General features: G+C 40.0%; 5 protein-coding genes. 2 read left to right on the top strand and 3 right to left on the bottom strand.

What is annotated here, in order from left to right; genetic code table 11:
• Positions 1-138: 138 nt before the first annotated feature.
• Both AYJ08_RS09775 and AYJ08_RS09770 read right to left on the bottom strand, forming a co-directional pair.
• Positions 139-1176, bottom strand: coding sequence for a methyltransferase (locus AYJ08_RS09775; protein ID WP_064017564.1), 1038 nt, complete (start codon positions 1174-1176; stop codon positions 139-141).
• 206 nt (positions 1177-1382) lie between these two features.
• Positions 1383-2405: an aminoglycoside adenylyltransferase domain-containing protein gene (locus AYJ08_RS09770; protein ID WP_231929077.1), complete on the bottom strand. Its 1023-nt coding sequence runs from the start codon at positions 2403-2405 to the stop codon at positions 1383-1385.
• A gap of 42 nt (positions 2406-2447) precedes the next feature.
• Here AYJ08_RS09770 and AYJ08_RS09765 point away from each other — a divergent pair, with 42 nt between their 5' ends.
• A complete protein-coding gene (locus tag AYJ08_RS09765; RefSeq protein WP_231929076.1) occupies positions 2448-3074 on the top strand; it encodes a YdcF family protein in 627 nt (208 codons plus the stop codon).
• Between the two features lie 489 nt (positions 3075-3563).
• A complete protein-coding gene (locus AYJ08_RS09760; protein ID WP_082890914.1) occupies positions 3564-4283 on the top strand; it encodes a thioesterase II family protein in 720 nt (239 codons plus the stop codon).
• Between the two features lie 116 nt (positions 4284-4399).
• Here the strand turns inward: AYJ08_RS09760 and AYJ08_RS09755 are convergent, their stop codons facing one another.
• On the bottom strand, positions 4400-9643 hold the full coding sequence (locus tag AYJ08_RS09755; RefSeq protein ID WP_064017562.1) for an SDR family NAD(P)-dependent oxidoreductase: 5244 nt from the start codon (positions 9641-9643) through the stop codon (positions 4400-4402).
• Positions 9644-9670 lie beyond the last annotated feature (27 nt).

Raw genomic sequence — 9670 nt, 5'->3', positions numbered from 1 at the left:
AATCCAGGTTGACTACACAAAAAAATGCCTGAGAGCGAACATTCCTTCGCTTCAGACAGCATTATCAGCCCTTCAGTACGTACCTAAACATAGGGGCCGTTCTATTCCGATATTTTTTTCTATGCTAGATAAAATGCTCTACTTTGGATAAATCTCCAGTAAAGACATGCTCATCGGCATTTTAATCGCCCTGTGAATAAACAATCCGCTTGCCTCGCATAATCGAGAGTATTCTTCCTGCGTCCGTTCCTTTCCTCCCAGTAGAAGCAGCATTTGTAAATCAAGGAATTTTGCCAAATCTTTTGAGCTTCCTTCTTCAATGACGGAATCAATCACTAAGAGTTTACCGCTATCCCCCATTGCTTCTCTGCATTTCGTAAGAATTTCAATCGCTTTCTCATCGTTCCAATTGTGTAGGATATGCTTGAGAATATATAAATCTCCGCCTTTTGTAATCTCTTTGAAAAAATCACCGACTACAAATTCACATCGATCAGATACTTGTTCCTTATTTAGGTTAGCCAAAGCGAGTTCACGCGCATAAGACTGATCAAATATGATCCCTTTACTATCCGATGCTTCCTTTAAAATCGCTGTAAGTAATTGTCCATGATTACCTGCCACATCTATGATTTGATGATAAGAGGAAAAATCATAGTTGGCCAGGATTTGTTTAATCTGTCGTTGTGTATTATGATACATCGCTAGATTAAAGATATCTCCAGCTTTTTTGTTTTCTGATTGACTTAAATATTCATAAAATGATAGCTTGAAGGTTTTCTCGAAGGATGATTCGCCTGTTTTTACACTCGTCAGTAATTCTGGTAATAGGTTCCACATTGGTTGTCCACCTAACATCAATGCCATGGAATGTAGCGAACCCTCCACATCACTTCTTAACCAATCAGCCATTGGCGTCAGCTCAAAGATTCCCTTCTCGCTTTCTTTGAAAATATCCATGCTAGATAAGGAACGTAGCAGTCGATAAAGAGCTGATTCATCTGTCTGTGTCACTTGAGCTAGTTCACCGATACTTTTTGCCCCATCCTTGAGATGATCAGCAAGGTGTAAATCTGCGGCTACATAGATCGCTTGAAACATGAAAGGCATAAATAGTTTCTCAATAAGAGCTACATTTGCCGGCATTTCGGCTGTATCCTTTTCCTTTAAAAACATGAACAAGCACCTCCTATTATTTAGATGGAATATTCATAATTATAACTTATTTGGGATTAAATGTATATTTATAAAACAAAAAAAGACGCACAAAAAATGTGAAAGTAGCTTCTCCATGCAAAATCCACGTTACATGTTTTTTTACATAAAGACGTTACGTTCATCATCTATGTTACGTCTTACTATTTGTGAGAGGCTGAATACTTTTAATCCACTGCAAGCTTCTTTACAATCGAAACAAACTCTAGCAGCTTATCCTTTGGAGCGAGATCCGTACCGGTTTTTGCCATCCTAACTGCATCTGGGCGTTTTTCCCATGCACGCAGCGCTCTCTTGATGATGACCTTTCCGAGAGCTGGCAACTGAGACAATACCGATTCAGCAGCGGCTTGCTTACTCACAACTTCACCGGTGCGCATCGTATATAGAATCCGGCACAGCGTTAGTACCGCAAAAACTTGGTCATTTAGACCTCGATTAAAATAATGCTCCATATTTATTTCAAAATACAGTAGGTTCCCAATCATGTTATTCGCTAACTCTGAGGCTGAAACCTCTGGTATTATTTCAGTTGGAGCTGGTCCTAGCAAAGGGATTCCATGATTACGTAATAATAGTAATGTAATGGCGTTCCAATCTCGGGGCGATTTGACTAAATAAGCTTCCTCAAAGCACTGGGCGCATTCGCAGCGATTATGTAATGTTAGCCGATGCGCTGCGAGGAAATTTCCTTCTAGCTTAGCGAGAATTGGATAGATAGCCATCTGATCGAAAAATAGCTTTTCGATCAGCCACATATCCACCTCTTGTAAATCGCCATCTGTAACACAGAGGAAATCAATATCACTCTCGCCGGGAACATACGCATCTAACGCAATAGAACCATATAGATAAAAGCCGATGAGCTGTGATCCAATGAGATTTTGCAGCCCATTCAGAAAGCTTTGAAGAGGGCGCTCAATTTCGTTTGGCAGCTTTTGTACTCTTTTAGAAGAGTGAGACGCAGCTAGCAGATCATCAGCATGGCAAGAATCAAACGAATGGTTAGCGTTTCGATAGGCCGCTGAAGATAAAAATCCTTTTCTTTTGTTTCCACGTATCAATTTATCAAAAACGACATTCGCAGGCGCAAAAGAAGTATATACATCATCTGATGCCGACTGATCAGATATCTCTTGAAGTACGCTTGTGGTTACATATGCAGTTTTACCAGGTTTTGACCAAGTCATTTCCATCATCCTATAATTCTATTGAATAGTGAGGCGAGTAAATTGTTACTGTTCCTTAAAAAAGGGATGCTGCGCGTGGGAGTCCCTATTTTTGTATTGGCTATCCTATGGTTTAGCTTCATCTTTTATAGAATGGCTCAAGTAGAACGTTCGGCTGTGCCACAGCCTGCCGATGTTGCGATTGTCCTTGGCGCCGCTGTCCATGGTGATCAGCCCAGTCCCGCCTTGGCAGAACGTTTAGAAAAAGCATTCGAGCTTTATCAGCAAAAATACATAAAATCCATTATTGTTTCTGGCGGAATTGGAAAAGGAAAAGAGCATAGCGAAGCTGATGTTATGAGTACTTATCTTATAAAAAAAGGAGTCCCCGCCTCCAGCATCTACCTGGAAAGCAAGGCTGTAAATACGCTGGAAAATCTCAGCTTCAGCCAGAAAATCATGCAGGAGAATGGCTATCACACAGCATTGATCGTAAGCCATAATTATCATTTAATGCGTGCCATGGAAATGGCCAATGTATTAGCAATGGATGCACACCCGGTTGGAACCGACTCAGCAAGCATCTATATCCCTTACTATCGTGTGAAGGAAGGCTTTGCGTATACCAAATGGACCTATCATAAGCTTTTGGTACTGCCTGCCCAAGAAAAGGCGAAGGGAAATAAATAGTTTCCCTTCTTTCATTTTCGGTCAGATTTTTTGAAAATAACAGAGACTGAATTCCCATGAATTCATGCAAAAATATCTATAGATTGCTAGATAACTTTTCATATTCTTTTAGAATACCGTACTTTTTTTACATTAGCCGCTATTTTTTTCACTAAAAGTGTATTTCACCTAGTTCTTTACTCATATTAACTATCGATCTAACTAAAAAGTCATAGTCTTTTTGGATTATGTGTCCGATATCCCTTCCATTGCAGAACTACGCCGTCTTTTTTTAAAGATTTATCCGCATTTGATGCTTCCAATTAGCATTACATTTCTTACCGGCATTTTCACTTTTGTTCCCTCCGCTTCTGATTGCATCATATTTTGGGCACAAAAATGAGCAAAAAAGTAAAAAATACCCTTCATTTATTGTATAATGTAAAAATACTGATTTATCAAAACATACATCCTGCAACTAGTACTGGTAGGAAAACAAGGAGGTTACAAGTGTCAGCCAAAATGAAATTATTTTGTATCCCTTATGCCGGGGGATCTGCTACCGTATACACCAGTTGGAAAAAAGCTTTTCTCCCAGATATAGAGCTAATCCCTATTGAGCTTGCCGGGAAAGGAAGTCGGTTTAACCAACCTCTGTACGAACATATAGAGGAAGCGGTGTCCGATATTTTATCGATTTTACAGAGTAAATTAGATTCCAGCCCGTATGCATTGTTTGGTCATAGCATGGGGGCCTTGCTCGTTTTTGAAGTGCTTCATGCTTTAAAAGAACAAAATGCTCCTATGCCAATCACCACTTTTTTTTCTGGAAAAAACCCTCCCCATATCGCACCCACAACGAATCGCCACAAGCTTGAAGGCAAAGCGTTTTGGGAGGAAGTTAGATCAATGGGCGGGACTCCAGCCGAACTGATGACAAGCACAGAGTTAATGGACATATTCACGCCTATTCTTAAAAGAGATTTTAAATTAGTAGAAACGTATGCACCTAATCTGAATAGAGAGCTTATTACCACACCCGTTACGGTTCTCTATGGGACAAAGGATGACACCGTATCTGTAGATCGAATGACAGAATGGAGTAGACATACAAGTGAAGATATCAGCTTTGCCACCTTTGACGGCGGGCATTTCTTCATTCAGGAGCATGAGCAGGCTGTGATCAGCCTAGTTAATCAAACCTTGCTGTCAACCATGCTCAAGGTATAAAAAATACGATAGCTATCTCATCATACCTATAAAAAAGGCATTTCCTACCCGATCTGGAGGAAATGCCTTTTTACCGTTATAGAAGCAGATATTGTTGAGCGTTTTTTGCCTCTGGTTTATCCTGTGTGTACCTTATCGTTGGCGATCACTTGAATAAAATTCAGGTAATGTCCCAACAAGGTTTTCATTGCTTCTTCTTCAAATAAGTCGGTATTAAATTCCAGCTTAAATCTCAATTGATGCTCCTCTTCATAGACATGTAAGCTTAGATCGTACTTAGAGGTTTTATTGGAAACAATGTCCAAATAGGCTTTTATTTGTTCATTTTGATAGAGATGCTGTACCGCATTTTGCATGGTGAAGACAATTTGGAACAAAGGCGCCATATCGGCAGTATGCTTTACTTGTAACTCACGTAACACAGTTTCTAGTGGGACATTCTGATTATCATGCGCTTCTAACGCCATTCCTCTTACCTTATCTAGCAATTGGTCAAAAGTGAGCTCTTCCTTGAAATCAAAGGATAGTGTCACCGTATTGGCTAGATAGCCGATAATCTTTTCTGTTTGCGGCATGTTCCGATTCGCTAGAACCGTCCCAAGACGGAAGGTATCCTGCCCAGAATAACGGAATAATAGCGCCGCAAAAGTAGAAAGTAAAAACATATACGGTGTAGATTTCATATGTTTACTTGCTTCCATGATGTTTTTTGTTAACTCCTGGGTCACAAGCTGTTCAATGGTCATCCCTTGATAGCTTTGAATAGCTGGGCGTGAGAGTTGAATAGGCAGGGTTAATGGCGCTGTTTCAGTTGCCAAGTTCTCTTTCCAATAATATAGTTGATCAGCATATTCTGGGTTCTCTTTTGTCAGCCATTCCTTTTGGTCTAGCAGATAGTTTGTATAGGTATAATCTAGCTCTTTACTATCAATAACACCGTTTTCTTGCATTTCCTTATAAAAACGTAATAGCTCTTTGGTAAATACATGTATCGACCAGCCGTCTGAAATAATATGATGCATGCTTCCCAACAGGATGTGTACATTGTCGCCAACATGAATAAGGGTAAATCTTGACAGAGACTCCTTCATTATTTGAAAAGGAGTGTTTGCTTCCGTATCAATCAAGGCTGCCAGTTTCTGTTCTTTTTGTTCCAAAGGATAGGAGGATAAATCGATAATCGGTATCCCCACTACATAGGTATCGTGGATAAATAGCTTTGGATCATCCTCGATCATTCTGATTTCGGAACGTAGTGCTTCCTGCGATTGAATAACCGCCTGTATACTTTTTAATAAAGCTTGTCTATTCACATTTTCCTCGAAGGTAAGAGTGAACGTGATGTTATAAAAAGGACTGTCTGGACGCGTTTGATATAAGTACCATTGCCCTCTTTGCGATGGAGATAAGTCGATGATCTTTTCCCTCTTTTTAGCTGGCTCATAGATTCGCATGACGTTGGCCTTGGTCCCAGCTGCATTTCCCATGCGATGGATTAATCCCTTAATTGTAGGATTTTCAAAAAATACCTTTAGAGGAATGGCTACACCAAAACGTGACTGTACAGAGGAGAGTAATTGCGTTGCCTTTAGAGAGCTGCCTCCCAAATCAAAGAAACTATCAAAAGCCTGAAGCTGGTCGACCTGTAGGATTTCAGACCATAGCTGCTTGATTTCCTCTTCCATTCTTCGGTTATTGCTTACAAGGTGATCCTCAGCCTGATCTGAATGAAGCTGATCGACCTGTCTAAAAATAACCTTTGTGGAATGGCCCTTTTCATCAATGGTGTGTAATCTGATGGTGCTGTACATTTCAGATAAGGAGAATTGATTATGGGTAGTGGAGAAATAAACCGTCGTTACTAGTTCCTTTTCTACCACCTCAGAACATAGCGTTGCAATTTCGGAAACCCCTTTATTCAGCCCGATATACAGCATGTTATGTTCAAGCATCAAGCCTAATTCGAATGAAAAGATTCCTTTTTGCGGAGAGATCGGTTGATGTCCTTTTCTTATCAATAAATCTTTCATATCTGTAAATTGTTGCCCTAAACCGATATCATTCCATAAGCTCCATGCGAAACACCGTACGCCATCACGTTTTTGTGCTACATAATCGGTAAATGTCTCCACAAACATATTGGCGGAAGTGTAGGCTCCCACTCCATAGCCTGATAACAAGCCACTGGAGGAAGAGGAGGTAACCAAAATAGCTTCAGGGTATTTTTCAACCAATTTGCCTAATAGATAGGTTCCAGCTACTTTAGATTCATACATATGTTCCAGTGATTCAACAGATTCTTCCAATAATGGTTTTTCATAATAGACGCCAGCTAAATGAATAATGCCATCCACTTTTTCAGCATTCATATATAACATTGATTCATTAATTGCCTCTTCCATTACTGTTACATCTGATAAATCAGTGCTTTTATAGATGATTTGATTTTCTCTAGCAGTCAGCTTCTCTAATTCGCGAAGTGCTCGATAGCGCTCACTCTGTGTACCAGTATTTTTGTCAGTTGCACTAGGAAGCGCGGTCTTTCCGAGTAGTAGAATATTGGCATCAAACTTTTGAATCAAGTATTGTGCAATTTGCTTGCCGACCCCGCCAAGACCACCTGTAACGACATAAAATCCTTTTTCTACCAACGGCAATGGTTTTTTGTTAGCTTCTTGAAGATTTACCTGTTGCAGTTTCGGGACAAATCGTTTGCCCTTCGAATAAATAACCACGCTTTCCTCGTCCGGCAGCCCCTGCTCTGCTTGTAGCGCTAGCAATGGATGATAAGGAGGATGGTTGGTGTCTATATCTACAAATTTAGCGATTGTATTAGGAAATTCATGCTTCATAGTCTTAATGATTCCTGGAATCGTTGCTTTCTCGTAAGCTGAATGTTCAGGATTTTCTAACGAGAATACATTGGAAGAAACGAACGTCAACGTTTTTGGCATACCTACTTCTTTATGTAAAGCTTGTAACAAGAAAATAAGGCTAAAGCTACCTAAGAATTGACTTTCTTTTAAATAGGATAGCTCTTTTTCCGCTTCATCCAAGTCCTCCTGGTATGTCCATAGATGTAGAACATGATGAATGGTTACCGATTCTTTTTTTAGTTCCTCACATAGTAACTGATAGTCCTTTGGCTCATGCTGGTTTATTTCGTAGTGGAATTCTCCTCGCTTTTTAAAGCTTTCTCCCTGATCAACTATAATCATCGCGCTAGAACCATTCTGAGACAAGGATGACCATTGATCTCCCAGCCCTAATGTATCGCGAAAAATAAGATACGTTTCTTGCGGAAGCGGGGAGGCTAGTACAGAAATAGGGCGTTCTTCCCACTTTCTTGCATACATCCATTCTGGAAAGGTTTGATGCGGGTCCTCATTTTGTGTCTCTATTTGCTTAATAATCTCATCAAATTCCCCAGCATATAGTCTCTCCGTGAATTTATTTCGCTGAATTTTACCAGATTCCGTTTTAGAAAATGTTTCCTTCTTAATCGGAATGATGCGCTTCGGTGTTATACCTAAATTCCTGCTTACTGTTCGTCTAATTTCCGTAATGATAAAACCTAGGAATCTCTCATCTATCTCATTTATAGGAGTAAAAAAGATCGCTAGCTCCTCAACGCTTTTGGAGGTATCAATAAACGCTGCGGCGGCTACGAATGTAGATTGCACCCCGTAAACACTTTCTACTAATGATTCAATTTCGTAATTATAATAATTTTTTCCGTTCATAATAATGATATCTTTTTGACGACCTGTAACTGTTAATCGACCTTCATTGAGGAATCCTAGGTCCCCTGTAAAAAACCAGCCATCTCCAATAAAGGCCTCCTGATTGGCCTCTTGATTTTGATAATAGCCTGCCATGATTGTAGGGCCTGTGACTTGCACTCGGCCAATATGATTTTCATGCAGCAACTGGTTATTATCATCAACAATTCGAACACTTACACCCGGGATAGGTCCTCCTACCTCTGTAAAGCAAATATGTTCTTTTTCCGTATCATCTACAAATCGAAGCAGGGTTTCAAATGAAATCTTATCTACATAATGAACGCCAGATTGAGATTCACTGCGGAATGTTTTGGAAAATACAATACCGGAAGAGGTTTCAGACATTCCAAAAGAGGGGTACATGCAATCGTCACGGAGTTGATGTTTACGCAATATGGATAAAAATCGCTTAGCTGTCTTAGCAACAATCGCTTCTCCGCCATTTAAGATATGTTTTACACTGGATAAATCCCAGCTGCCTTCTTCAATATCCTTTTCTTGGTCATTTACCAGAGAAAAGGCGAAATTAGGAGCCCATGTTAAGGTAGCTTTATACTTGTCCATCCAATGCAACCAATTCAACGGCTGAGAAATAAATGAATCTACTCGTGGTAATATCTGTTGGCAGGCTAAATAAACACCTAGAATATGATACATGACCAATCCGCCAACATGCTCTAATGGCATCCAGCATAAAAGAACCTCTTCGCTGTCAAATCGGTTAAATTGTGCTGTGGCCATTGTGCGTGCCACCAGACTAGCATTTCTATGCTGCACGCATTTAGGTAAACCAGTACTACCCGATGTTAACAAATATAGGACAAAATCTTCCTCTTGATACGTATAAAATTCTTGTTCCTCATCATTATTCATTAACTGCTCAGCCGTGCTGATAACAAACTCATCTGTTTCCCAAACTTCCGATAACTTGTTAACTTCCTCCAGCAAATCTTCATCCGTTATGATTACTGGCTTATCTAACATGTTCCAGATATTGTATAGCTTCGAAGTATCAGCATTCTTTTCTGCATACGAGGCAGACGTAGCAATCGGTACAGTAATAAACCCACCTAATACGCAAGCCCAAAACATAGGGACATAGTTTTGATTTTTTTGAAATTGAAAAATAACCCGATCTTGAGGCTTGATCCCCATGTTCCGCAGTCCCTTTAATAGGCGCTTAGCTTGCTCAAATAACTGTCGATAGCTAGTTTCGATTTCATCTCCGTTATCCAAAACATAGATGATTCCCTTATCCTCCAGCTTAGCAGCATTGAGTAATACATCAATTAACGTAGTAGGACTGCTAGCTGTTCTCTTTAATTCATCCCCATGACTAATTGCTAAGGGAAGGGAGCTTTCAATCCGTTCGGTTTGCCGCAGCAGCTCTGATTTTGGTGTATCTATTTTTAACCTGTCTGTTTTCATCATGGTTGGGATTAAATCTTTTGCATGCCATATTCTGTTGCCTATATTTTTTTCTTCCTGTACCACACGAACTTCATCGATATATTCTAGGCCTTTGAGACTCTTCTCCATCTCCAAAACGATCTGAGATTGCTTTTGTATACTCATTGTCTCCTCCTGCTCTATGTTCGTATC

It is taken from the genome of Brevibacillus sp. SKDU10, from assembly GCF_001645205.1.
In the GTDB taxonomy this organism is placed as follows: Bacteria; Bacillota; Bacilli; order Brevibacillales; family Brevibacillaceae; genus Brevibacillus_B; species Brevibacillus_B halotolerans.
Note: the sequence above shows the minus strand (reverse complement) of the source record. Positions and strands in the feature narration are given on the sequence as shown.